At 60.6% G+C, this 24739-nt stretch carries 22 protein-coding genes; 14 read left to right on the top strand and 8 right to left on the bottom strand.

Features of this window, described 5'->3' with window-relative positions:
• Positions 1–5: 5 nt before the first annotated feature.
• Entirely contained in the window at positions 6–1838 is a 1833-nt protein-coding gene (mutL, locus tag H9Q16_RS17680) for a DNA mismatch repair endonuclease MutL (RefSeq protein WP_191076731.1), read from the top strand.
• Positions 1835–3079: a DNA recombination protein RmuC gene (locus H9Q16_RS17685; RefSeq protein ID WP_191076732.1), complete on the top strand. Its 1245-nt coding sequence runs from the start codon at positions 1835–1837 to the stop codon at positions 3077–3079. The genes mutL and H9Q16_RS17685 overlap by 4 nt, the downstream gene beginning before the upstream one ends.
• An 8-nt stretch (positions 3080–3087) precedes the next feature.
• Here H9Q16_RS17685 and H9Q16_RS17690 read toward each other — a convergent pair whose 3' ends face one another.
• The gene (locus tag H9Q16_RS17690; RefSeq protein WP_191076733.1) at positions 3088–3984 is read right to left on the bottom strand and encodes a LysR family transcriptional regulator; all 897 of its coding nucleotides are present in this window, start codon (positions 3982–3984) and stop codon (positions 3088–3090) included.
• A 131-nt stretch (positions 3985–4115) separates the two neighbouring features.
• Here H9Q16_RS17690 and H9Q16_RS17695 point away from each other — a divergent pair, with 131 nt between their 5' ends.
• Positions 4116–4625 (top strand): YybH family protein, encoded by a 510-nt coding sequence (locus tag H9Q16_RS17695; RefSeq protein ID WP_191076734.1) that lies wholly within the window; start codon positions 4116–4118, stop codon positions 4623–4625.
• A gap of 75 nt (positions 4626–4700) precedes the next feature.
• Here H9Q16_RS17695 and H9Q16_RS17700 read toward each other — a convergent pair whose 3' ends face one another.
• Together H9Q16_RS17700 and H9Q16_RS17705 are read right to left on the bottom strand one after the other, a co-directional pair.
• Entirely contained in the window at positions 4701–5339 is a 639-nt protein-coding gene (locus H9Q16_RS17700) for a ChrR family anti-sigma-E factor (RefSeq protein ID WP_191076735.1), read from the bottom strand.
• A 4-nt stretch (positions 5340–5343) separates the two neighbouring features.
• Positions 5344–5856, bottom strand: a complete 513-nt coding sequence (locus H9Q16_RS17705) for a sigma-70 family RNA polymerase sigma factor (protein WP_386260599.1) — start codon at positions 5854–5856, stop codon at positions 5344–5346.
• 278 nt (positions 5857–6134) lie between these two features.
• Between H9Q16_RS17705 and H9Q16_RS17710 the strand changes: the two genes are divergently transcribed.
• From H9Q16_RS17710 to H9Q16_RS17730, 5 genes are read left to right on the top strand one after another with little or no spacing between them, the layout of a single operon-like run.
• The gene (locus tag H9Q16_RS17710) at positions 6135–7457 is read left to right on the top strand and encodes an NAD(P)/FAD-dependent oxidoreductase (protein ID WP_191076737.1); all 1323 of its coding nucleotides are present in this window, start codon (positions 6135–6137) and stop codon (positions 7455–7457) included.
• Positions 7454–8215, top strand: coding sequence for a DUF1365 domain-containing protein (locus H9Q16_RS17715; protein WP_191076738.1), 762 nt, complete (start codon positions 7454–7456; stop codon positions 8213–8215). Before H9Q16_RS17710 ends, H9Q16_RS17715 begins: the two co-directional genes overlap by 4 nt.
• Positions 8212–9447, top strand: coding sequence for an MFS transporter (locus H9Q16_RS17720; RefSeq protein WP_191076739.1), 1236 nt, complete (start codon positions 8212–8214; stop codon positions 9445–9447). The genes H9Q16_RS17715 and H9Q16_RS17720 overlap by 4 nt, the downstream gene beginning before the upstream one ends.
• Before the next feature lie 52 nt (positions 9448–9499).
• Positions 9500–10009: a DUF3833 family protein gene (locus H9Q16_RS17725; RefSeq protein ID WP_191076846.1), complete on the top strand. Its 510-nt coding sequence runs from the start codon at positions 9500–9502 to the stop codon at positions 10007–10009.
• Positions 10006–10740 (top strand): SDR family NAD(P)-dependent oxidoreductase, encoded by a 735-nt coding sequence (locus H9Q16_RS17730; RefSeq protein ID WP_191076740.1) that lies wholly within the window; start codon positions 10006–10008, stop codon positions 10738–10740. The genes H9Q16_RS17725 and H9Q16_RS17730 overlap by 4 nt, the downstream gene beginning before the upstream one ends.
• Here H9Q16_RS17730 and H9Q16_RS17735 read toward each other — a convergent pair.
• The 3 genes from H9Q16_RS17735 to H9Q16_RS17745 are packed head-to-tail and all read right to left on the bottom strand — an operon-like array spanning position 10737 to position 13068.
• Positions 10737–11786, bottom strand: a complete 1050-nt coding sequence (locus H9Q16_RS17735; protein WP_191076741.1) for a Rossmann-fold NAD(P)-binding domain-containing protein — start codon at positions 11784–11786, stop codon at positions 10737–10739. The genes H9Q16_RS17730 and H9Q16_RS17735 overlap by 4 nt on opposite strands.
• Positions 11783–12403, bottom strand: coding sequence for a glutathione S-transferase family protein (locus H9Q16_RS17740; RefSeq protein ID WP_191076742.1), 621 nt, complete (start codon positions 12401–12403; stop codon positions 11783–11785). Before H9Q16_RS17740 ends, H9Q16_RS17735 begins: the two co-directional genes overlap by 4 nt.
• A gap of 11 nt (positions 12404–12414) precedes the next feature.
• On the bottom strand, positions 12415–13068 hold the full coding sequence (locus H9Q16_RS17745) for a histidine phosphatase family protein (RefSeq protein WP_191076743.1): 654 nt from the start codon (positions 13066–13068) through the stop codon (positions 12415–12417).
• Between the two features lie 190 nt (positions 13069–13258).
• On the opposite strand from H9Q16_RS17745, the gene fdhF reads away from it, so the two are divergent.
• Together fdhF and H9Q16_RS17755 are read left to right on the top strand one after the other, a co-directional pair.
• Entirely contained in the window at positions 13259–16024 is a 2766-nt protein-coding gene (gene fdhF / locus H9Q16_RS17750) for a formate dehydrogenase subunit alpha (protein WP_191076744.1), read from the top strand.
• A gap of 118 nt (positions 16025–16142) precedes the next feature.
• Positions 16143–17333: a hydantoinase/carbamoylase family amidase gene (locus tag H9Q16_RS17755; RefSeq protein WP_191076745.1), complete on the top strand. Its 1191-nt coding sequence runs from the start codon at positions 16143–16145 to the stop codon at positions 17331–17333.
• Here the strand turns inward: H9Q16_RS17755 and H9Q16_RS17760 are convergent.
• Together H9Q16_RS17760 and H9Q16_RS17765 are read right to left on the bottom strand one after the other, a co-directional pair.
• A complete protein-coding gene (locus H9Q16_RS17760; protein WP_191076746.1) occupies positions 17320–18021 on the bottom strand; it encodes a response regulator transcription factor in 702 nt (233 codons plus the stop codon). The genes H9Q16_RS17755 and H9Q16_RS17760 overlap by 14 nt on opposite strands.
• Positions 18018–19895: a PAS-domain containing protein gene (locus H9Q16_RS17765; protein WP_191076747.1), complete on the bottom strand. Its 1878-nt coding sequence runs from the start codon at positions 19893–19895 to the stop codon at positions 18018–18020. Before H9Q16_RS17765 ends, H9Q16_RS17760 begins: the two co-directional genes overlap by 4 nt.
• 122 nt (positions 19896–20017) lie before the next feature.
• Between H9Q16_RS17765 and H9Q16_RS17770 the strand changes: the two genes are divergently transcribed.
• The 4 genes from H9Q16_RS17770 (at position 20018) to H9Q16_RS17785 (ending at position 24682) form a co-directional block, all read left to right on the top strand.
• Positions 20018–20665, top strand: coding sequence for a DUF1007 family protein (locus tag H9Q16_RS17770; RefSeq protein ID WP_191076748.1), 648 nt, complete (start codon positions 20018–20020; stop codon positions 20663–20665).
• A complete protein-coding gene (locus H9Q16_RS17775) occupies positions 20665–21549 on the top strand; it encodes a nickel/cobalt transporter (RefSeq protein ID WP_246455789.1) in 885 nt (294 codons plus the stop codon). Before H9Q16_RS17770 ends, H9Q16_RS17775 begins: the two co-directional genes overlap by 1 nt.
• 135 nt (positions 21550–21684) lie before the next feature.
• Positions 21685–23697, top strand: a complete 2013-nt coding sequence (locus tag H9Q16_RS17780) for an AMP-binding protein (protein WP_191076750.1) — start codon at positions 21685–21687, stop codon at positions 23695–23697.
• Positions 23698–23863: 166 nt separating this feature from the next.
• Positions 23864–24682, top strand: coding sequence for an ATP-binding cassette domain-containing protein (locus H9Q16_RS17785; RefSeq protein WP_191076751.1), 819 nt, complete (start codon positions 23864–23866; stop codon positions 24680–24682).
• Positions 24683–24739: the final 57 nt, after the last annotated feature.

The raw sequence follows: 24739 nt of genomic DNA on the forward strand, positions 1-24739 counted from the left end.
GCGTCATGGCATCCCCGAACCCCAATATAGGCGAAAATCGCCCGTCGATCCGTCAATTGGACGATGCTGCCATCAACCGGATTGCCGCAGGCGAAGTGGTGGAGCGCCCGGCCTCTGCGGTCAAGGAATTGGTTGAGAATGCCATTGATGCAGGTGCGCGGCGGATCACGGTTGACTATGCCGATGGGGGCAAGACGCTGATCCGGGTGACGGACGATGGGTGCGGGATATCCGGCGCGGATTTGCCACTTGCGCTGTCGCGCCACGCGACCTCCAAGATCGATGGCTCGGACCTGCTGAACATCCATACCTTCGGTTTCCGGGGTGAGGCGTTGCCGTCGCTTGGTGCGGTGGGGCGGCTGTCCATCGCCAGCCGTCCCGAGGGCGAGGATGGCGCACAGATTTCGGTCAATGGCGGCCAGATGGGGGCGGTCAAACCAGCCGCCCTGAACGGCGGCACGGTGGTCACCTTGCGTGATCTGTTCTTTGCCACGCCCGCGCGGCTCAAGTTCCTGCGCACGGACCGGGCTGAGGCGCAGGCGATTGGTGATGTGGTCAAGCGGCTTGCGATGGCCGAACCCTTTGTGCAGTTCGTTCTGCGCGATGTGTCAGGCGAAGGCGCGGGGCGCGAGGTGTTTCGTGCAGGTGCCGAGCAGGGTGATATGTTTGCCGCGTTGCATGGCCGTTTGGCGGGTGTTCTGGGCCGTGAGTTTGCCGAGAACGCGCTGGCGATCGACGCGCAGCGCGAAGGGCTGCATCTGACCGGGTATGCCGCGTTGCCGACTTATTCGCGCGGCTCTGCCGTGGCGCAGTATCTGTTCGTCAACGGACGGCCTGTGAGGGACAAGCTGCTGGTAGGGGCGCTGCGCGGGGCCTATTTCGATTTTTTGAGCCGCGACCGGCATCCGGCGGCGGCATTGTTCATTGGTTGCGATCCGACGCTGGTGGATGTGAACGTGCACCCAGCGAAATCCGAGGTGCGGTTCCGCGATCCGGGGCTGGCCCGGGGATTGATTGTATCGGCCTTGCGGCACGCGCTGGCCGAGGCCGGGCACCGCGCGTCAACGACGGTGGCCGGGGCCACGCTGGGGGCGATTACGCCGGAGCCTTTGGGCGCCCGGGTTTATCAGATGGATCGGCCTGCACCCGGGCCAATGGCCCCGCCGCCTATGGCTGGTTTTGCTGAAACCCAGGGTGTCTGGGGGCGGGTGGATGTACCGGACGATGTGGTGGTCGCAGAAAGCGATGAAGCACAGAGTTACCCGCTGGGGACCGCACGGGGACAGGTGCATGAGAACTACATCATTGCGCAGACCGACACCGGCATGGTGATCGTCGATCAGCATGCAGCGCACGAACGGTTAGTCTATGAAAAGCTCAAGCGGCAGATGGCCGAAAACGGCGTGGCCGCGCAGGCGCTGCTGATCCCTGAGATTGTTGAGCTTTCGGCAAATGACTGCGCGCAGCTGTTGGCGTTGTCCGCAGAACTGGAAAAATTCGGGTTGGGCATCGAGGCCTTTGGCGGCAGTGCGATTGCGGTGCGCGAGACGCCCGCCATTCTGGGCACCGTCGATGCCCGGGCCATGCTGCTGGATATCCTTGATGAGTTGGCCGACCAGAACGACAGCAATCTGCTGCAGGCGCGGATTGAGGCGATCCTCAGCCGGATTGCCTGCCACGGTTCAATCCGGTCGGGCCGCCGGATGCGTGCCGAAGAGATGAACGCGCTGTTGCGCGAGATGGAGGCGACGCCGCATTCCGGGCAGTGCAACCATGGCCGGCCCACCTATGTAGAGCTTAAGCTGGCCGACATTGAGCGGCTGTTCGGGCGAACATGATCACCTTCCTTGGACAAAGCTACGCCTACGACGATCCGCGTGTGATTGCGGCAGCCTTTGGTGCCGCGATTTTGGTACTGGTGCTGGTGCTTTTGATCATGGCCGTGCGTGCGGCGGGACGGTCAGCGCGGATGGCCGCGCCATTGGGTCAACAAATACAGGTGTTGGGCGGCCACGTGCAGCAATTGGGCGCCTCTCAGGAACGGTTGCAGGGCGGATTGCAGACCGTATCTGACACGCAGGCCAACGCACAGACGCAGATGATCCAGACAGTGGAAGCGCGGCTGAACACGGTGCAGCTGCAGATGCAGGAGCGGCTCGCGGACAACGCGGCGCTATCGCAACGGGCGCTTTCTGAGATGCAGGAACGCATGAACACCACGCTGCACGGATCGGCCAAGCAGACGACGACGAGCCTGACGCAATTGCAGGAACGGCTGGCGGCCATCGACAAGGCGCAGGACAATATCACCAAGCTTTCGGGAGATGTGTTGTCGCTGCAGGATATCCTGAGCAACAAGCAGACGCGCGGGGCGTTTGGGGAAATTCAGCTGACCGATATCGTGTCCAAAGCGCTGCCAAAAGACAGCTACGCCTTGCAGGCGACGCTGAGCAACGGCAAACGGGCTGATTGTCTGATCCAGCTGCCCAATCCGCCGGGGCCCATCGTGATCGACAGCAAGTTTCCCTTGGAAGCCTATGAAGCGCTGCGCAACGCAGAGACGGAATTTGCGCTGAAAGACGCGGTTGCAAAGATGCGCGTGTCGGTCAAGGCGCATATCAAGGCAATTTCCGAGAAGTACATCATCGAGGGCGAGACGGCGGACGGTGCCTTGATGTTTCTGCCGTCCGAGGCGGTTTATGCCGAGTTACACGCCAACTTTCCCGAGCTTATCCGCGAAGGGTTCGCTGCGCGGGTCTGGATCGTGTCCCCGACAACCTGCATGGCCACGCTCAATACCATGCGCGCCATTCTCAAGGACGCGCGGATGCAGGAACAGGCGGGTGCCATCCGCAAGGAATTGGGCATGTTGCACGCGGACGTGGAGCGGCTGGTGACGCGGGTTGGCAGGCTGGACACGCATTTCAACCAGGCACGCAAGGATGTCGATGACATTCTGATCAGTGCTGAAAAGTCATCCAAGCGGGCAGGGCGTCTGCACAACTTTGATTTTGAAGAGTTGTCCGAAACCGTGGCGGACGAAACAGTCGTGCCGTTGGGAAAGCCCAAGCCAAGCTGACAGGCCGGTCAGTCGGATGAGAGAGGCGCGCAGGTCGCCTTGAGCCAATCCAGAAACAGGCGGACCTGACCCGGAACGGGACCATTGGCGTAAATCGCGTAGTAGGCCCCGCGCATATCCAACGCCGCCTCGACCTTGACCAGAGAGCCGTCGGCAAGGCGGTCCCTGATAATCAGTTCGGGCCCGAAATGCAGGCCGTATCCCATCAGCAGGGCCTCAAGTTCCATCTTGCCGCTGCCGGGGTCGACAAGGGTAATGGCGTCGGGGTCGCATCCGACCATCCGCACGGCCTGTTCAAAAGCACCCCCGCCGATGCCCCGGTCAGATATCCATGGCATTGTTGCAAGGTCGACCTTGCCATTTCCAACCAGGGCCGGTGCCGCGCTGATGACCATTGGAGTTTCGACCAGTGTGATCTGTTGGTGCTGCGCCCATTGATGACCCGGTGCGTCGCCCCGGATGACCACGTCAAAGTTTTCCAGATCGACGGGGGCGGTGTTGCCGTCGGGTGAAAAGGAAACCTGAACAGTCGGGTGTTGCTTCCAGAATGCGCCCAACCTTGGCAGGATCACCGAGCTTGCAAAATAGTCTGTGGTCGAGACACGCACCCCACGGCTGGCTTCGGCGCGATGCAGATCGTCGATGCCGTCCGCGATCAGGGTAAAGGCCGCGTGCAAGGGTTCGGACAATCGGCGTCCTGCGTCGGTCAGGGCCAATCCCCGGCCCTCTTTTCGCACCAGCGGGGTGCCGATATCCACCTCAAGTTTGCGGACCTGCTGCGCAATGGCGGCAGGCGTCACATTGAGCGCCCTTGCGGCGGCTGAATACCCCTCAAGCCGCGCGGTCGCCTCAAAGGCGCGCAGGGTGGTCAAGGACGGAATCCGGGACCAGTTGATATCGGCCATTTGATAGTTCTTCTTAAAGGTTAAACATTATTCCTGACTCTCAGCCGTCAGCGTAGCATGTTAGAAAGTTCCTGTTAACACGAGTTACAGAATTTCCATCATTAGCTCAGCTATCAATAAAGGGGGTCATTATGACTATTAAGTCCACTATCTTCGCCGCTGCGGTCGCTGCCGTTGCCCTGTCACAGGTCGCGGGTGCGACAAGCCGGCAGGAAGAGGCCGTTCATCAGGCACATGAGAGATATCTGGCCGCAATCAATGCCAATGATACGGATGCGTTTCTTGCAACTGTGACCGATGACATTGTGTTTATTGCGCCAAACTCACCCGTGATGGTCGGCAAGACCCAGGTTGGACCATGGGTGCGCGGCTATTTTGATGCCGTGGAAACATCCTGGCAGAAAACATCGGTCGAATTTGTTGTCTCGGGCGACTGGGCGTTCGAGCGGTATACCTATCAAGCTGTCGATACGCCTCGAGCAGGCGGCGCGGCGTCAGTCGATACGGGCAATGGCATAAATATCTACCGCGTCGGCCAAGACGGCGTCTGGCGGGTTGCGCGGGATGTCTGGGCGACGGACGGGGGGCCAGTGGTGACCCTTGAAGGTGGCACCTGTATGGGTGTGGCCGCCCCCTGCTGAGCGGGCGGCCCATTGGACCGCAAGACGCCGTGAAGTCAAAAAGGGCCGCCCAAGGGTGGCCCTTTTGTTACTTCATCAGATGCGCACGAAACGCTGCATGATGCGCGGCAACCAGCCCTTGAAGCGCAGCGGGGCTTCGGTGACGGCCAGACAGATGCAGTCTTCGCCGATATCCGCGATGGGGGTGTGATGAACATCCGCGTCTGCCACTTCCACGTCGCCCCGGGCAAATCGGCCATCTTCGTCTTCAAACGCGCCCTGCAGAACAAGCGTCATTTCGGTGCCCTTGTGGCTGTGGTGCGGCATGGCAGCACCTGCCGGGATATAGAGCAGACGCGCTGTCGCGGCGGATGAGGTTGGCAGGATGGCTTGCTTGACGCCCATGCCAACCGGTTGCCAGCGAATTGAATCCACGTCGCCGCCAACATAATCCTGCAACGGCGTTGGCAGGGTTCCGGGCGTGTGACGCTTGCGTTCCGGCATTGTCTTGACGTCCAGACGGGCGAGCGCGCGGTCCAGGCTTTCTGTGTCCATCGACGCGACGGTGCCGGTTTCGATCAGAGCGCCACCCAGCGTGTCGTGACTTTCGACGATCGCACGGCATTCATCGCACAGCGACACGTGGCTTGCGACGATCAGATTGAACGCCTCGGGCAGGTTGTTTGTGGCATAGGCCAACAATGTGGATTCTTCGGGGTGATGTTTGATTGTCATGGTTTCATTGCTTCATTGCGTGGCGCAGGCGGTCCAGCGCCAGTCGGATACGGGATTTGATCGTGCCAAGCGGCAGACCGGTTATCTTGGCTATCTCGGATTGTGTGAGGTCCCCGAAATAGGCCTTTTCGATCAGGTCGCGCTGGACCTTTGGCAGGCTTTTGAGCGCCTTCGCGAGGTTGTTCGTTTCTTGCTGCAGAGCCACGACGTCTGCCTGATCCGGTTCCGGTTCTGGCCCCCAGGTCAGATCTTCGGGCTCTGGTCGTCTTTGCTTGCGCAACATGTCGATGCGCCGGTTGCGTGCGATGGTAAAGATCCACGCGGCCACTGAGGCGCGGGAAGGGTCAAACTGCGCCGCCTTGTGCCAAAGCGTTGTCATCACATCCTGCGCGCATTCTTCAGCCATGCTGGGATCAGCGCCGGAATTGATCAAAAACCCTTTGATACGTGGCGCGAAGTGTTCGAACAGTCGGGCAAACGCGGCGCGATCACGATGATCACGTACCGCAAGTATCATCAGGACCCAGTCGGGTTCGGTCTGCTTTTCGTTTTGCCCCGTCAAGATGCGCTCCGACATGAGGCCCATGTGCACCCTTTGAGAAGGGGTGAACCCGGATGAGGGCTGGCCTTTTGGCTGATTTATGTCAGATATCTTTGTCAACATGAACAAGTTACGGCACCGCAGTCCAGTTGGATCACAATAGAGGCAAAAAAACCTGCAACTCTTTTTGATCTGTCAACGTATGTACAGCGTACTATCTGAAACAACGACGAAACGACTGGAACAAAATTCTCATGCCTTTTGAAGCACTAAACCTCGATCCCGTCCGGGGAAAACCCATGGCCCGCAAGATAGCCGTGATCGGTGCAGGGATCTCTGGAATGGGGGCGGCCTACAGAATTGCGCCTGACGATCACGTGACCCTGTTCGAGGCCGGAGACCGGATCGGGGGCCATGCACGCACTGTCATGGCGGGCAAGAACGGGGACCAGCCTGTCGATACAGGATTCATTGTTTTCAACTACGCGAACTATCCGCATCTGGCCGCGCTTTTTAATGAGCTGGACGTGCCGGTGACGAAATCGAACATGAGCTTTGGCGCGTCGATCGACGGTGGCCGGCTTGAGTATGCGCTGACAAGCGCAAATGCCTTTTTCGCCCAAAGAAAGAACGCGCTTAATCCGTCTTTCATCCGGATGCTGCGGGATATCTTCAAGTTCAACAAATCGGCGTTGAACGTGGGCAAGAACAAGTCGCTGTCGATTGCAGAGTTTCTGCAGGTGCTGGGCACGGGGCGGTATTTCCGCGACTACTATCTGTCGCCCCTGTCAGGCGCGATCTGGTCGACGCCGACGGAAAAGATCATGGATTTTCCGGCCTACGCGATGGTCGACTTTTTCCATAACCACGGATTGCTCAACTATTCGGGTCAGCATCAGTGGTACACGGTCGATGGCGGGTCTTGGGAATATGTCCGGCGTCTAGAGGCCGGGATGCGCGCGCGCGGGGTCGAGATCAGATTGAACGCGCCGATCCAGGGCGTTCGTCGCACCGCAATGGGGGCCGAGGTGCGTGCCGCATCCGGTGAATGGGAAGCATTTGACGCTGTCATTTTTGCCACGCATTCCGATGACACCCTCGCCATGCTCAGCGATGCAACCCCGGAGGAACAGGCGGCCCTTGGCGTCATTCGCTATCAGCCCAATGACATCGTTCTGCACGCGGACGCAGCCATCATGCCCAAACGCAAATCCACATGGGCCTCATGGGTCTATACCCAAGACAAGAATGCGCAGAGCGACCGGATCGATCTGACCTACTGGATGAACTCCTTGCAGCCGATCCCACAGGATGATCCGCATTTTGTCACGCTCAACACCAATCGCACCATCCGCGAAGAGCTGATTTACGATCAGGTCACCCTGCGCCATCCGGTGTATGATCTGGAGGCGCTCGCCGCGCAAAAGACTGTGGCGGCGATGAACGGCAAGAACAATACCTGGTTCTGTGGCGCCTGGATGCGACACGGCTTTCACGAGGACGGACTGGCAAGCGCCATTGATGTTGTCAAAGGTCTGGGCGGGACCACCCCCGTCATGCCGCTTGCTGCTGAATGACCGCAACGGTCGATCATATCGCCGGGCATACCTTTCATGGCCGCAAGGGCGGGGTCGAGAACGCGTTTCGCTATTCGATTGATTACGTCATGCTGGATGCGGAAGCGCCGCTGAAGACGCCCTTCCTTTTTGGACGCAATCGGGGCGGGCTGACTTCTGTTCAGGACAGCGACCATGGGGGTGCGCCCAAGGCGGGGCGCGGCGCGCGGTGGGTCCGGGATGTGCTGGCTGCCAACGGAATTGAGAGCGTGTCCAAGATCGAATTGCTCGCGCAACCGCGTGTTCTGGGGCACGTCTTTAACCCCGTCAGTTTTTGGCTGTGCCGCGATGCTGAAGGCGTGATGATCGTGGTGATCGCAGAAGTGACCAATACTTATGGCGACCGACATTCCTACCTGTGTCATCACGATGATCTGCGGCCCATTCTGCCCAGTGATCATCTCAGGGCGACCAAGATCATGCATGTGTCGCCTTTTCAGCCGGTCGAGGGTTCCTACACCTTCCGGTTTGACATTCGGGACGACCGGATCGGCATCTGGATCGATTATGTGCAGGGCAACGGCGGATTGATTGCGACGTTGACGGGCGAACGCAAACCATTGGGCAACGGTGGGATCTTGCGCGCCATGTTCCGCCGCCCTTTGGGCGCGCGCCGGGTGCTGGCGTTGATCCACTGGCAGGCGCTCAAGCTGTGGTGGAAGGGGGCGACGTTCCGCGCGCAGCCGACGCCGCCTGCGGATGAAATTTCGCGCGGATGACACCGCGCGCGCAACGCCTGCCAGCCTACGCCCTTTTTGCGGCGCTGCTGTCAGCGGCAGGCTTGCCGATCTATATTCACGCGCCCAAGTTTTATGTGGACGAATACGGTGTCTCACTGGCAGCACTTGCAACTGTTCTTTTCGTATTGCGATTGCTGGACGTGGTGCAAGACCCCCTGCTTGGCAAATTGTCAGAGCGGTTGCGGCATCACCGCGGGAGCGCAGTGGCGGTTGGTGCCGGGGTCATGGCGTTGTCGATGGTGGGGCTTTTTGCGGTGACACCGCCGGTCAGCCCGTTGCTCTGGTTTGGCGGGATGCTGACCCTCGTCTTTTCCAGTTTCAGTTTTCTGACGATCTGCTTTTACGCCCAAGGGGTCGCGAAGGCCAAGACGCTGGCGGGCAACGGCCACATCGCGCTGGCGCGCTGGCGCGAGACCGGCGCGCTGTTGGGCGTGTGCGTTGCATCGGTCACGCCCGTGGCGCTGGGGGTCTTTCTGGAGGCACCCTTTGCCGGGTTTGCTGTCGGGTTTGCGGTGCTGGCCATAGCGGCGGCCATGGCAATGCGCGCGGAATGGCGCCCGTCAGGGGTGCCTGCCGGGACTGGATTTGCGACAATCCTGCGCGACAGCGTGGCGCGCAGGCTCTTGCTGGTGGCGCTGGTGAATGCCGCGCCGGTCGCCGTGAGTTCGACCTTGTTTCTGTTCTATGTGGAGATTGCGCTGGAGGCGCCGGGTTGGGAAGGCGCGCTGCTGTTGCTGTTCTTTCTGTCAGCGGCGGTTGCGGCCCCGTTCTGGGGCGCGCAGGCCGCGCGGTTCGGACCCAAGCCGGTGCTGCTGGTTGCCATGGTGCTGGGGATTGCGGCCTTTGGTGGCGCGCTTTTTCTCGGCGCTGGTGATCAGTGGCTCTTTGCCCTTGTGTGCATTGCCTCAGGTGCTGTGCTGGGGGCGGATCTGACCTTGCTGCCCGCCATGTTCGCAAACCGCATGTCCCAGATCGCGCCGTCCGGTGCAGAAGGGTTTGGCTTGTGGTCGTTTGTTTCCAAGTTCACATTGGCTTTGGCTGCAATTGCACTACTTCCCGTTTTGGAAGGGGCCGGTTTGCAAACTGCCGGTGGGGCCAGTCCGGATGAAGCGGTATCACTGCTTATCTGGTTTTATGCAGGTGTGCCGTGCCTGCTGAAGGTTCTGGCGATCCTTCTGCTTTCGCGCGTGAACGTAACTGAAGACCCATGAGGACCCCGTGATCTATTTTATTCTTGGCGTTCTGTTTACTCTCGGACTTGTGATGCTGCGCCGCAGTTTTGCGGAGTTCCCCGGCCAGAAACCGGAGGAATATGTTGATGACTATCCTGCCTTGGATTTGCGCAGTTCTTTGCGTGGCCCGCTGATTTGCGAGGGTGTCATCTTTGGCCCGATGGGGCGTGTCACCAGCCGTTTTGTCGCTGATTTTCATCCCGTGTGGGACGGTGACACCTGTGTCATGAAAGAGGAATTTCGTTATGACGACGGGTCAAAACAGCTGCGGGAATGGACGCTGAAGTTCGCCAGCGACGGCACGTTTGTGGCCACCGCGCCAGACGTGCCGGGGCAAGGGACAGGCAAGCAGGCCGGCCCAACTGTTTGCCTGACCTACCAGATAAAAATGCCCGAAGATGCAGGTGGCCATGTGCTGAGCACGGTCGACTGGATGTATCTGACCCCCTCGGGCACCATCGTTAACCGCAGCCAGTTCCGCAAATTCGGTTTCCGCGTCGCCGAACTGGTTGCCACAATTCGTCCGGTGACATCGACATGAGCAGAAATTGGATTGCAAAGCGGTATTGGCTGGTTGGCGCCAGCGACGGTCTGGGGGCTGCATTGGCCCACAAGCTGAGCGCGGCGGGTGCCGAAGTGATCGTGTCGGCGCGGTCGGAGGACAAGCTTGCAGCACTGGTAGAAGAACTGCCGGGCACCGCGCGCTTTGTGACGGTAGACGTGTCAGACAACGAAAGCGTGGTTGCCGCTGCCAAAGAGGTCGGTGACGTTGACGGTGTCGTCTATCTGGCGGGGGTCTACTGGCCGTTCAGCGCACGGGAATGGGACGCGGATCAAGCCAATGCGATGGCTGACATCAATTTCACGGGGCTGATGCGGGTGATGGGGCAGGTTGTCCCCCCGATGGTTGCACGCGACAAGGGGCACATCGTCATCACGTCCAGTCTGTCAGGTTTTCGCGGCTTGCCGGGGTCGATCGGCTATACGGCATCCAAGGCTGGCACAATGTCTTTGGCAGAGTGCATGCATGCAGACCTGCGCAAGACCGGCGTGGCGGTACAGGTCGCCAATCCCGGCTACATCAAGACCCAGCTGACGGACAAGAATGACTTTAACATGCCGTTCATCATGACGCCTGAGGAGGCGGCGGCCCACATGTTCGATCACATGAACACGGATCACTTCAAAGCGAACTTTCCCTGGCTTTTCTCACTGTTTTTCCGGGGGTCGCAGTTCATGCCGGACTGGATGTATTACCGGATGTTTTCCTAAGCCGCATTCCGATGTTCGGCAAAAAGTGCCGCGGCGCGGGCCCAGATCCCGTCGGGATCGTCCTGCAAGGCTGACAGGGTCGGCAGCAGCTGGGCTGCGTAGTCTTCAGAGCTTTCCAGCGGCAACATCGAGGGCAGGTTGTCGATGGCCATCACATCCAGGGGCGGCGTGTCGTGGACCCGCGTTGCGGGGGCCTCCCAGGTGGTTGTCGTGTCATAGACCTGCACGGGGTTGAACGGGCTGTCTGGATCACAGGCGATGTCACCGATGACACGCAGATCGCGCATTGCGGCGGGCGCGTCGGGTCGCACAAAAGCGGGTGTCTGGGCGTTTGCCAGAATGCAGTTGATAAAAAGATCGTGGCGCAGGATTTCGGGAAATGGGCCGCCGTGCGCTGTTTCCGCCATGTCCCAGCCGGTGACCGAGACGCCCATTCTGGTCAGCAAATCTGACGCGCCCGTCCCCACCCGGCCAAGTGCGCCGATGATCAGGGCATCGGGTGGGGTGTAGGGGGCCAATGCGGCTGACAAATCCTGTGTCATCTCGTCTGCGGTCTCATAGGGCGAGACGGGCGGGCAGATGCCGTCCTGTTGCTGTGCGATCCAGCACTTCAGGGTGACGGCGGCCCCGGCGAAGCCGGCCCAGTATCCAAAGGCCGCGACACGGCGTCGGGTGTCATCGGTCAGGTATTCGAGGTCCAGCAGCGTGCCGCCGCCCGCCTTGAAGCGGTCGAGCAGGATGCGCCCCGCCGACTGATCCTTGAAGGCGTGGCCGAACATGATGTGGCGGTGGTGCAGGGGGGTGCCGTCGTCGGGCAGTTCCTTGAGGCCGAAGATGATCGCGTTATCGGGTGCGTCCGGCCAACTGCCCTCGGGGGCGATGGTGCACCCCGCGTCAGCGTATTTTGACGTCGCGATGATGCGGTCCTCGGAGGCCTCGACAGTGACGTCAAAGCCTGCGGCCAGCAAGGATGCGGCCCCCTGCGGGGTCAGGCCGACACGACGTTCATGCGCACGGGGCTCGGCGCGGACCCAAAGGTGCGTCACAGGATACCCTTTGCGCGCATGGCCTTGACGCTGTCGCGCGCATTCATTCGCTCAAGAAAGGCAGCAACGGCGGGATAATCGCTGACAGTTACACCGTCGCCTTGGAGCCAGTTGCAGACTACAAAAAGATAGGGATCGGCGATGCTGATGGTATCACCCAGCACGTAGGCGCCGCGCAAACAGTCGCTTTCAACGTAAGCTGCGCAGTCAGCCATGGTCTGAGGCACCTTGGCGGTCATGTCGTCAAAGCTTGATTGCTGGTCGGCCCAACGAGATCCGCGCATCTTGTGGGCGTGGGCCACATGCATGGTCGAGGCGAGATAGTACATGACGCTGCGCATGTGCTGTGTGACGGCCGGATCGGTGGGCCGCAGGCCTGCGGCGGGTGCGATGTCGGCGATATAATCCAGCAGAGCGCCGGTTTCGGTCATCACGGACCCGGATGCTGTCACAAGCGCGGGCACGCGGCCTTTTGGGTTGACCGCGAGGTAGGCGGGTTTGGTTTGTTCGCCTGCCGCAAAGTCGACTTTTACGGCCTCGTAGGCCAGACCCGCTTCTTCCAGGGCGATGGCGACCGCGATGGAAATCGTTCCGGGAGCGTAAAAGAGTTTCAGCATGGAGAGGCCCTTCAGATATGGGTTTGCGCCGCGCGGCGCTCTGGCGTGTCGAGGTGGGGCACGGCGTTGAACAGGACCGGTGACCAATGGCCGCCGATCGGGAACAGACGGTGCATTGAGGTGTGCATGATCGCCAAAGCGATCCGCGCCATAGCCGGGATGCCCAAGCCCATCGCCTGGGCCATCGCCATGGAGATGAGGCCCCCGGACGTTACCACCAGGGCCGGACCCTGACCTGTCGCAATTTCGCGCAGTGCGTCATCGATGCGGTCATGGAAGCTTTGCCAGCTTTCGGGGGTTCCTTCGAGTTTGCCTTCTTTCCAGTGGTCGAACACCTTTGGCAGGTGGTGGGTGAAGGCGCCCTGTTCTGACGGGAACGGCACACCGTGTTGATCCTCCAGCAGGGTGGCGAGGGTGAAATACTCCAGCTCGTTGAGGCGTTCGTCCACCACCGCGTCGAGGCCGGTGTTCATGCCATCGGCGGTCTCTTTGTGGCGGCGCAATGTGCCGGTGTAGAGGCGCGTGTGATGGGTTTGGCTGTCTTGCAGGTAGCCGCCGAGCCAGCCAGCCTGCTGGTGGCCGAGATCAGAAAGCTTGTCATAGCTTGCCTCATCTGTGGCGGTGGAATTGGCTTGGCCGTGGCGAATAAGAGTGATGTGGGACATGGGCGCTTGATAGGCCAGCGCTGGGGCGGGGGAAAGGGCAGCGATGAGGTATTTTCAAAAGGGTGAAAGGGGGACGGTCGCGCAAGAGAAGCGTCGTGGCGCAAAATCGGGTTCCTGTGTCGGGATTGTGACCCCTTACTTATCGTCACTTTCGCTATAGACAGGGGGAGAGACGCGAGGAGCATGTGCGATGGCCGGGAAGATCACCTTTACGCTGAACGGCGAGACCGTTGAGGCAGAGGCAGGCATGACCATTTGGGAGGTCGCAAACGGGCGCGGTCTGAAGATCCCGCATCTGTGTCACAAGCCCGCGCCGGGATATCGCCCTGACGGGAATTGTCGGGCGTGCATGGTCGAGATCGAGGGCGAGCGGACGCTTGCGGCCTCGTGTATCCGCGAGCCCGTGGAAGGGATGGTCGTGACCACCGACAACGCGCGGTCCGAGAGCGCGCGCAAGATGGTGGTTGAGCTGTTGATGGCCGATCATCCCGAGCAGGACGTGGCGCACGACAAGTCCAGCCACATGTGGGACATGGCCGCAATGAATGGTGTTGCGGAGAGCCGCTTTCCCAAGCTGGAAGAAGGGCGCATTCCGCTGCTGGATGACAGTCACGTGGCGATGTCGGTCAATCTGGATGCGTGTATTCAGTGCGGGTTGTGCGTACGCGCGTGTCGTGAGGTGCAGGTCAACGATGTGATCGGCATGGCGGGACGCGGGCATGATACCTATCCCACGTTTGACATGGCTGATCCCATGGGGGCGTCGACATGTGTTGCCTGTGGCGAATGTGTGCAGGCTTGTCCGACGGGGGCGCTGATGCCCTCTACCGTTGTGGATGAGAATCAGATCGGGGATTCCGCCGATTTTGACGACGAAGTCGAAAGTGTTTGCCCGTTCTGCGGGGTCGGCTGCCAGATTTCGCTGAAGGTGAAGGACGGCAAGGTCAAATACGTGGACGGGATCAACGGGCCGGCCAATGAGGGGCGGCTATGCGTCAAAGGGCGGTTCGGATTTGATTATATCCACCACGACCACCGTCTGACCAAGCCGTTGATCCGGCGCGCGGATGCGCCCGCCAAGGGGCTGAATGTCGATCCCGGTAACTGGCAAGAATTCTTTCGCGAAGCCAGCTGGGATGAGGCATTGGATTTCGCCGCCAGCGGGTTGAAGGACATTGGCGGGACCGGCGTGGCGGGCTTTGGGTCGGCCAAGTGCACCAATGAAGAGGCTTATCTCTTTCAGAAGATGATTCGGCAGGGGTTTGGGCATAACAACGTCGATCACTGCACGCGGCTGTGTCATGCGTCATCCGTTGCCGCATTGATGGAGAATGTGGGGTCAGGGGCCGTGACGGCAACGTTCAACGAGATCGAGAACGCGGATGTGGCGATTGTCATCGGGGCCAATCCGGTTGAGAATCATCCGGTTGCGGCGACCTATTTCAAGCAGTTCACCAAGCGCGGCGGCAAGTTGATCGTGATGGACCCGCGTGGTGTGGGGCTGCGGCGGTTTGCCTATCAGATGTTGCAGTTCCGGCCCGGGACGGATGTGTCGATGCTCAACGCGATCATGAATGTGATCGTGGAGGAGGGACTGTTCGATCAGCAGTATATCGACGCCTACACCGAGAACTGGGAGGCGGAGAAAGAGCACCTGAGGGACTTTACGCCAGAGAAGATGGCGGAGGTCTGCGGGATTGAGGCAGATGTGCTGCGCGATGTGGCGCGGACCTTTGCCGGGGCCAAGGCGGGGATGATTTTCTGGGGGATGGGGGTCAGCCAGCATATCCACGGGACGGATAATTCGCGCTGTCTGATTTCACTGGCGCTGATGACAGGCCAGGTGGGGCGCCCCGGCGCGGGGCTGCACCCCTTGCGGGGACAGAACAATGTTCAAGGGGCGTCGGATGCCGGGCTCATTCCGATGTTCCTGCCGGATTATCAGCCGGTCGGCGATGATGGCGTTCGGTCGGCCTTTACCGATGTTTGGAAATCGGGCGATTTCTCTGCTCAGAAGGGTTTGACGGTCACCGAGATCATGGATGCGGTCCATGACGGGGACATTCGGGGCATGTATGTGCTGGGCGAAAACCCCGCCATGTCGGACCCGGATGTGGAGCATGCCCGGGATGCTCTGGCCAAGCTGGATCATCTGGTGGTGCAGGATATCTTCATCACCGAGACGGCGAATTATGCGGATGTGATCCTGCCTGCGAGTGCGTTTGCGGAGAAATCCGGCACCGTCACAAACACCAACCGGCAGGTCCAGATGGGCCGGCCTGCGGTGCCGCCCCCGGGTGAGGCCCGCGAAGACTGGTGGATTGAGGTGGAACTGGCCAAGAGGCTGGGGCTGGGCTGGACCTACGAGAGCCCGGCGGATGTCTTTGCCGAGATGAAGCTGAATATGAAGTCGCTGGACAATATCACGTGGGAGCGCCTCGAAGCTGAAAACGCTGTGACCTATCCGTCGCTGTCGCCAGAAGATCCCGGTCAGCCGATTGTCTTTGGCGATGGGTTCCCGCGGCCTGAGGGACGCGCGCGGTTCACACCTGCCAGCATCATTGCGCCGGATGATGTGCCGGATGCGGAATATCCGATGATCCTGACCACGGGCCGGCAGTTGGAGCATTGGCATACCGGGTCGATGACCCGGCGCGCGACCGTGCTGGATGCGGTGGAGCCTGAGGCGAATTGTTCGCTGCATCCTGCCACCTTGCGCAAGCTGGGTGTCGCGCCCGGCGGACGGGTGCGCCTGACCACCAAGCGCGGATCGATTGAGATCATGGCACGGATGGACCGGGCTGTGTCACCGGATATGGTGTTTTTGCCCTTTGCCTACGTTGAGGCGGCGGCCAATATTCTGACCAACCCGGCCGTGGATCCTTATGGGAAAATCCCTGAGTTCAAGTTTTCCGCGGTCAAGGTAGAGGCCGTCGACGCCATCGCGGCGGAGTGAACCTGGCGTGATCTGAAGGGGCGGGCAGGCCCGCGCGCGACTTTATTTTGGCTGACGAGGGGGCGCTGCCCCCTCGAGCTCCCCCGAGGTATTTTCAAAAGGGTGAAGGAGACGTGTTGTGGTGATCGACGAGAGGCGGTTTCTGGATGATCTGCACACGTTGCGGTCCTTTGGGGCGTCCGGGGTTGGGAGGGGTGTTGTGCGGCGCGCGTTCTCGGAGGCGGATATCGCTGCGCGCGACTGGCTGGCGACGCGATTTGAGGAGGCGGGATTGCGGGTTCAGATGGACCCGGTGGGCAATCTGTTCGGGCTGGCGGGCGGGCCATCGCTGTTGATGGGATCGCATTCAGATACGCAGCCGGAGGGCGGATGGCTGGATGGGGCATTGGGCGTGATCGCGGCGTTGGAAGTGGCGCGGTGTCATCGGGGCGTTTCGGTTGTGTCGTTTCAGGACGAAGAGGGGCGTTTTGGCGGTTTGACCGGGTCGTCGGTTTGGAGCGGGTATTCGGCGCTTGCGGAGGTCGATCTTCACGAAGATCACGATGGGGTCAGCCTGGGACAGGCGCGCGCGGCGATTTCAGATCGTGTGGGCGACCCCGTTGATCCGGCCCAGTTCACCGGGTTTATTGAGCTGCATATCGAACAGGGTTTGACGCTGGATGCCGCGGGCGAGCAGATCGGTGTTGTCACAGATATTGTCGGCACCCGGCAGATCCCCATTACCTATCTGGGTCAGCAGAATCATGCGGGCACCACGCGGATGGATTTGCGGCGCGATGCCTTTCAGGCGGTTTCTGCCTTCAATGAACGGATTAACGATCGGTTTCGCAATGTCGTCACGCCGACGACCGTTTGGACGGTTGGCCATGTTGCCCTGCATCCGAACGCGGGGTCGGTTGTGCCGGGTCGTGCGACATTTACCATGCAATGGCGCGATGGGGATGCGCGGCGGCTGCGACAGATGGAGCAGATCGTGCGCGGAACCGCGCAGGAGATTGCGGCGGAACGCGATGTCGCGGTCAGCTTTGGCGAGATGTGGGAGCTGGAGCCCACGCACATGGATGCGCGGTTGCGCGGGGCCCTTGAGAAAGGGGCGGCGGTGGTCGCCCCCGGCAAGTGGCGGTGCATGCCGTCCGGCGCCTTGCATGATGCCACGAACGTCGCGCGTCTGATGCCGGTCGCGATGTTGTTTGTGCCCAGCATTGGCGGGATCAGCCACGCGTTTGAGGAAGACACCGACGAGGCAGATCTGGTGGCGGGTGTACGTGTGCTTGGTGAGGCCGCGCAGGCGTTGATCAGCGCCAGCTGACGTCGCCCAGAAAGATATAGCCCGCGCCGTAGATCGTCTTGATCAGTTGCGGGTTCTTGGGGTCTTCGCGCAGCTTCGTGCGCAGGCGCGAGATGCGCACATCCATCGCCCTGTCAAAACTTTCGGAGGCAGCACCCCCAAGGTGTTCTTGCATCTGTGCGCGGCTGATCAGCCGCTTGGGTGCATCCAGAAAGAGGCGCAAAACTTCGCCTTCGGCATGGGAAAACGGTGTTTCATGACCCTCGGCGTCTTCCAGCATGTAGCGCTCGAAATGGGCCGTCCAGCCGTTGAATTCGGCCGTATTGCCCGACTGGGGGGCGGGCTTGCCAGCGCGCAGGCGGGCACGGATGCGGGCCACGACCTCGGCCGGATCGAAAGGTTTGATGATGTAGTCGTCGGCCCCAAGCTCAAGCCCGGTCACGCGGTCCTGCACCTGCGCACGGCCCGAGATGATGATCACGATGGCACCCTGTTCGAGGGCCAGCCGGTGAACCACCGCAAGACCATCGGTATCGGGCAGGGACAAATCGACCAGGCAGACCGCGGGGGTGTGTGTGGCAAGTGCCGCCTCGAACGCGCTGGCGCGGCCAAAGCTGAGGGTGTCAAAGCCTGCTTCTTCCAGCGCATCGGCCAGCATGGTGCGAATATCGGGTTCATCATCGAGGATGGTGATCAAAGGTCGGGTCATTGGGCGGCGTGTCTTTGAGGGGCAATAAGAGCAGCGAGGGTTTCGCTGTCGAAGGGTTTGCGCAGCACCGGTGCGTGGGTCTGCGCGGCGGCAAAGAGCGGATGGTCGGCAGGCAGCGATGTCATCAGGATAAGCGGAAGGCTGGTGCCGATGCGTTGCGCCAGATCAAGGCCTGTCGCGTCGCCCACCAGTTGGATGTCAGACAGGACGAGCGCGATATCGGGCAGATCGGCAATGAGGGCCGTGGCCTCATCCGCGCTGGTGGCTTCAATGACAGAATGGCCCAGCTGCATCAGCATGTCGCGGATGGTGGCGCGCAGCGTGTCGTCGTCTTCGACCAGCAGTACCATGCCAGTCGTTGCAGGCAGAGCGCGGCGCAGAGGCAGGCGCAGCGTGACCTCGGCACCGCCGTCCTTCGGGTTGCGCAGCCGCAGATCGCCGCCAGCGGATTTGGCCATGTCATAGACCATCGACAGGCCGAGGCCCGACCCTTCGCTGCCTTTGGTGGTAAAGAACGGGTCAATCGCGTGATCGAGGGCGGATGCGGAAAATCCGGGGCCGGTATCGCGCACAGACCATTCGATCCAGATGTCCTGCACGATGCGTTGGGTCAGCGAAATCTCACCGCCGATCCCGATGGCGTCGCGGGCGTTCAGGATGAGGTTCAGCAGGCTGTCCTGCACCCGCCCCTTGTCCAGCAAGGCGGGCGTATCCTCGGCCTGGGATGTGACGGTCAGCGTGACTTTTGCCGGAAGCGTCGGGGTTGCCAGAACTGTCAGATCGCTGAGCAGTGTGTTGAGATCAGTGGCTGCCGGGCGCAGTGCGCTGGGGTCGGTCACATCCGCGATGGTGCTGAGCAACGCCCCGCCACGACGGGCGGCGGCAAGGGTGCCTTCGATCAGGGGGGCGGCGTCGGCTGGGGTGTCGGGTAGGCGGTCCAGTTTGGATTGCAGGCCCAGGATGATCGTCAGAAGGTTCGAGAAATCATGCGCCAGACCAGAGATCATCTGGGCCGCCAGCTGCCGTTTGCGGGTTTGCTGCAGGGCAACGCGGGCTTGTGTTTCTTCGGTGATGTCCATCGACAGGATGTAAACACCGCCCCGGGTGTCGGGGGTGAATGCCACGCGGATGCGCCGGGCGCTTTCGGTGTCAGTAAACTCGAAGACTGACGCCACGCCCGCATAGGCCTTTTCCAGCGAGGGCGCGATGCGGGCATGAGCGGCCCCAAGCGCGTCGCGGATGTGCAGGCCAAGGATGTTGCTGGGTCGGCCCGGGATAACTGAGGACAGGCGGCGGTTGGAATAGGTATAATGGCCCGTGTCGTCTACGTGCGCGATATGCGCGGGCATCATTTCGGTGGTCAGGCGGGTGCGGGCTTCGGAATCGGTCAGCTGGCGTTTGGTTTCTTCCAGCGTGGTGATCATTGCGGCCAGTTCGCGGTTGGTTGCCGAGAGCGCCTCGGCATGGGCCAGCACCTGATCCGAGAGGGCATCCGAGCGCGCGCGCAACAGCGCCTCTTGCTGCTTGATCTGTGTGATATCGGTATAGACGGTGACCCATCCGCCTTGTGGCAGCGGGGATCCTTCGACGCTGATGGTGCGGCCATTGGCACGGGTGCGTTCCATATAATGCGGCGCAAATGCGCGGGCGACATTGACGCGTTCCGCCACGAAGGTTTCGACATCTGCGATTTCGCCGTATTCGCCGCGTTCGGCCAGATGGCGGATCGTGTCTTCGAACGTGGCACCGGGGGTGACCAGCGCATCCGGCAGGTCGAACATTTGCTGGAACGGGGCGTTGCAGACAGCCAGCCGCAGATCGTTGTCATAGATCGTCAGGGCCTGAGCGATCAGGTTCAGGCCTGCGGTGGTCATCGCTTTGCTTTGTTCAGGGGTCTGTGGCACCGTATCCTCCGTTTCGGCGCAGGGGTAGCATTATGCCGCGCAGCGTCAAAGGGTGGTTTGCAGACCGGAGCGCGGCGGCTTACATGACGTGCATGAAAAAGACCGTCCTCTTTGCCCTGCTTGTCGCTGCTCCTCCGTTGGACGCGCATCCGCATATCTTCATTGATACCGGGCTTGAAGTGATCGTTGATGAAGAAGGTCACGTGACCTACGTCAAGGTGACGTGGACCTATGACGCGCTTTATTCGTTGCTGGTCACCGAGGACAAGGGGATGGACCTTGACGGTGACGGCGCGCTGAGCCCGGAGGAAGAAGACGCGCTGGCCGGGTTTGATATGGCATGGATCCCCGGGTTCAATGGGGATCTGGTTGCTCATCTGGACGATGCGCCGCTGGCATTGGGCGGACCCGAGGCCGCGACGGCAGAAATGATTGACGGCCGGATCATCACCACACACATGCGCGCGGTCGCGGGGACGCCCGCGCTGGGCGACGCGACGCTGTCGCTCAAGCCATATGACGAGACCTTTTATACCGCCTATGATGTCACCGGCACGATCGCTGTTACAGGTCTGGATGGGTGCGATATCCGCAAGGTCGAGCCAGACGTTGATGCCGAACTGGCCAATCTGCAGTACCTGCTGGGCAAACTTTCACAGGATCAGGACGCGATCGAGATGGGTTTCCCCGAGGTGGGGGAATCCTTTGCAACGGATGTGCAGGTCACATGCGCAGCCTGATGATCGGAACGACACTTGTGCTGGGCGCTATCGCGCTTTGGCTTTTTGCGTTGGGCGGCGCGGGGGATGTCGCGAGCTGGGCGGCAGGGTATCAGCGTGATTTTCAGAACCAGATTGCGCTGGCGCTGCGCGGCGTCCGCGCCGGCAACGCAGAGGCGCTGTGGCTCCTGCTGGGGGCCTGTTTCGCTTATGGATTTTTCCATGCGGCGGGCCCCGGCCATGGCAAGGTTTTGATCGGCGGCTATGGGTTGGGGCGCAAGGTTGCGGTGGCGCGGCTGTCGGTGATTGCGGTTCTGTCCAGTTTGGGGCAGGCGGTGTCTGCCATTGCGCTGGTGCATGGCGGGCTATGGCTGATCGGGATGAGCCGCGAAACGGTGACAGGCGTCGCGGAAGATGCGCTGGCCCCGGTGAGCTATGGCGCAATTGTGCTGATTGGCGTTTGGCTGCTTGCACGCGGTGCGCGGCATCTTTTCCAGCGACCCGCCCCGGCTGATCACGCGCCGCACGCGGGTGGGCATTGCGACACTTGCGGGCATCGCCACGGGCCAACGCTGGAGGAAGCCCAGGCGGTGCGGTCGCCCTGGGAAGCGGTGATGCTGATTGCAGGCATCGCGATCCGTCCCTGTACCGGGGCGCTTTTTGTGCTGATCATCACCTGGCAGATGGGGATCAGCGAGGCCGGGATCGCAGGCACTTTTGCGATGGCTCTGGGCACGGCGCTGGTGACAGTGCTGGTCGCGGTCGGTGCGGTGGGATTGCGCGGCGGCGTGCTGGGGGCGCTTGCGGGCTCTGACATGGCGACGCGTGTGGTGCCTGTGATTGAAATTGCCGCAGGCCTTTTGGTGGTGGTGGGGGCAGGTGCGCTGCTGCTGGCGGCGCTGTAAAGCGCCCAAAGGGCTGAAGCGATACTAGATATCGCAAATCCGGGTGCCCGTAACAATTCGTTAGAATTGGGCAAATGTCAGGAAAAAGTTGACCTCTACGCTCAGTGCGACATCCTTTGGTTAAGGATTCGCGACATGCGACCAGACCTGCCGAAAAAGGCGGGCACGGGAGGAAAAACATTGGCTCAATCATCGCCCGCCGGGGGACCGCAATCGGTTCCGGCGCTTTTGCATCGTAATGCGCAGAAATTTGCGAACGCCCCGGCCTACCGGGAAAAAGAATATGGCATCTGGCAAAGCTGGACCTGGAGCCAGACCCGCGACGAGGTCGAGGCGCTGGCGCTGGGTTTGTTGGAGATGGGTGTCAACGAGGGCGATTTCATTGCCATTATCGGGCGCAACCGGCCCTATCTTTATTGGGCGATGGTGTCGGCCCAGATGGTAGGGGCCGTGCCCGTGCCGCTGTATCAGGACGCCAATGCCGAAGAGATGGCCTATGTGATGAACCACTGCGGCGCGCGTTTTGCCGTGGTAGGCGATCAGGAACAGGTCGACAAGATCATCGAAGTGCAGGCCGGATTGCCGGACTTTGAGCAGATGATCTACCTCGATCCGCGGGGGCTGCGAAAGTACGACCATTCCGCACTGACGCAATATGAGAATGTTCAGGAACTGGGCCGCCAGCACCGTGAAAAGCACGAAGCGGCGCTCAAGGCGCGTCAGGACAAGCTGGATTACGACAGCACGGGCGTGATGCTGTATACGTCGGGGACGACCGGCAAGCCCAAGGGCGTGGTGCTGAGCAACCGCAACGTCATCGAGACTGCGAAGTCTTCGTCAGAGTTTGACGGCTTGCGCCAGACCGATGATATCCTTGCCTATCTGCCAATGGCCTGGGTCGGCGATTTCATTTTCTCAGTCGGGCAGGCGATGTGGACGGGGTTCTGCACGAATTGCCCCGAAAGTGCAGACACCATGCATGTGGACCTGCGCGAGATCGGTCCGACCTATTATTTCGCACCGCCGCGCGTGTTTGAGACGCAGCTGACCAACGTTATGATCCGGATGGAAGACGCCAGCCGGTTCAAGAAATGGCTGTTTGATCATTTCATGGCGCATGCCCGCAAGGTCGGCCCTGCGCTGCTGGACGGCAAGACTGTCAGCTTTGGCGACAGGCTGAAGTACAAGCTGGGCGAATTGTTTGTTTACGGTCCCTTGAAGAATACCCTGGGCTTTAGCCGCGTGCGTGTGGGCTATACGGCCGGTGAGGCGATCGGGCCGGAAATCTTTGATTTTTACCGCTCGCTGGGGATTAACCTCAAACAGCTTTACGGGCAGACCGAAGCAACCGTGTTCATCACCGCCCAGCCTGACGGCGAGGTGCGCAGTGATACCGTTGGCGTGACCTGTCCGGGCGTGGAGCTGAAGATCGCGGACAATGGGGAAGTGTTCTATCGCTCTCCGGGTGTTTTTGTGGAGTACTACAAGAACCCCGAAAGCACCGCTGATACCAAGGATGCAGAGGGCTGGGTCGCCACGGGTGATGCGGGTTTTATCGAGGAAGACACCGGGCATTTGCGGATCATCGACCGGGCCAAGGATGTGGGCCAGATGGCAGACGGATCGCTTTTTGCGCCCAAGTACGTGGAAAACAAGCTGAAGTTTTTCCCCAATATTCTGGAGGCGGTGGTCTTTGGCAACAAGCGCGAAGAATGCACGGCCTTCATCAACATCGACCTGACGGCCGTCGGCAACTGGGCGGAGCGCAACAATATTGGCTATGCGTCCTATCAGGAACTGGCCCGGCATCCGCAGGTGATGGATACGATCCAGAGCCATGTGGAAGAGGTGAATGCCTCAGTTGCCGGGGACGAGATGTTGTCAGGGTGTCAGATCCACCGGTTTGTGGTTTTGCACAAGGAGTTGGATGCGGATGATGGTGAGTTGACCCGGACCCGCAAGGTGCGCCGGCGGATCATCGAAGAGAAGTACGATGATATCATTGCAGCGCTTTACGGCGACGATAAAACAGTCAGCACCGAGACCGAAGTGACCTATGAGGATGGGCGCAAGGGATCGATCAAGGCGACATTGGAAGTGCGGGATGCCAAGGTGTTTCCGGTGACCAAGCGGATGGCAGCGGAATGACGGTGCGGCATGCGCGTTCGTTCCGCCTTCAATCGCTCTCCCGGAGCGATTGCCGTAATGCGGACCATGCGAAACCATCCTGCCCGCCCTCTTGCGGTGGATTGAACGCGGGCGTTTCGCGGGGATCGCGCGGCGCGCAAAGGTATTTGAAAAAGGGTGAAATGACGTGAAAGATCAGGCTGATAGTTACGTCACGGATGACGGGCGCACCATTGGGCCTGTGGTCATGGAGATGAAGAATATCACCCTGCGGTTTGGGGGTGTTGAGGCGATCAAGGATATCTCCTTTGACATTCGGGAAGGGGAGATCCGGGCGATCATCGGGCCAAATGGCGCGGGCAAGTCGTCGATGCTGAATGTGATTTCGGGGTTCTACGTCCCGCAGGAAGGCGAGGTTTGGTACAAGGGTGCCAAGCGCCCGCCGATGAAGCCCTTTCAGGTGGCCCAGCAGGGGATTGCGCGGACCTTTCAGAACATTGCGCTGTTTGAGGGCATGAGCGTGCTGGACAATGTGATGACCGGGCGGTTGACGCATATGGAAAGTGGCTTGCTGGGGCAGTCGATCTGGAAGGGCAAGGCAGAGGCCGAAGAGATCGCCAACCGGGAAGTGGCGGAAAAGATTATCGATTTTCTGGAAATTCAGGCCATTCGAAAGACGCCGGTGGCGCGGCTGCCTTACGGGTTGAAAAAGCGTGTGGAACTGGCGCGGGCACTTGCGGCGGAGCCGACGATCCTGTTGCTGGATGAGCCGATGGCGGGGATGAACGTCGAGGAAAAAGAGGACATGAGCCGCTTTGTTCTGGATGTGAACGATGAGTTTGGCACCACGATTGCGCTGATTGAGCATGATATGGGCGTTGTCATGGACCTGAGCGACCGGGTGGTCGTGATGGACTATGGACGCAAGATCGGGGATGGCACGCCCGATGAGGTGCGCAACAATCAAGAGGTGATCGATGCCTATCTGGGGGTGGCGCATGACTGATTTAACGCAGTGTGCGCGACGTCGGTATTGCGTCGGTATCACGTCGGTATCACGTCG

The sequence above is a fragment of the Sulfitobacter aestuariivivens genome (assembly GCF_014763045.1).
GTDB classification, from domain to species: domain Bacteria; phylum Pseudomonadota; class Alphaproteobacteria; order Rhodobacterales; family Rhodobacteraceae; genus Sulfitobacter; species Sulfitobacter aestuariivivens.